The organism is Staphylococcus sp. HMSC056G08 (assembly GCF_001812305.1).
Taxonomy (GTDB): domain Bacteria; phylum Bacillota; class Bacilli; order Staphylococcales; family Staphylococcaceae; genus Staphylococcus; species Staphylococcus simulans.
On the sequence record NZ_KV808488.1, the window covers coordinates 1 to 204 of the forward strand.

1 protein-coding gene is annotated in these 204 nt (G+C 33.8%); it reads right to left on the bottom strand.

Annotated elements, in window-relative coordinates; translation table 11 throughout:
* Positions 1-204, bottom strand: a 204-nt coding sequence (locus HMPREF2846_RS14415) for a hypothetical protein (RefSeq protein WP_176745480.1), incomplete at both ends; no start/stop codon positions are given.

Below are 204 nucleotides of genomic sequence, written 5' to 3' on the forward strand. Positions count from 1 at the left end.
AATTTTTCACGATAGCTTGACCTGTTGTTTCAGCTTTAGTTAATGGTTCTACACTGTTTGGAGTATATGCATATTTATCGATTGAAGCTACTTTTTCAAGTTCTTTTTTCAATACTTCTAATGCAGCATTCACTTGATCAGCTTTATCTTGAGTTGCTTTAGTTTCAAGTGCTTTTGCTAAATCAGCTTGAGCTTTGTCGACTT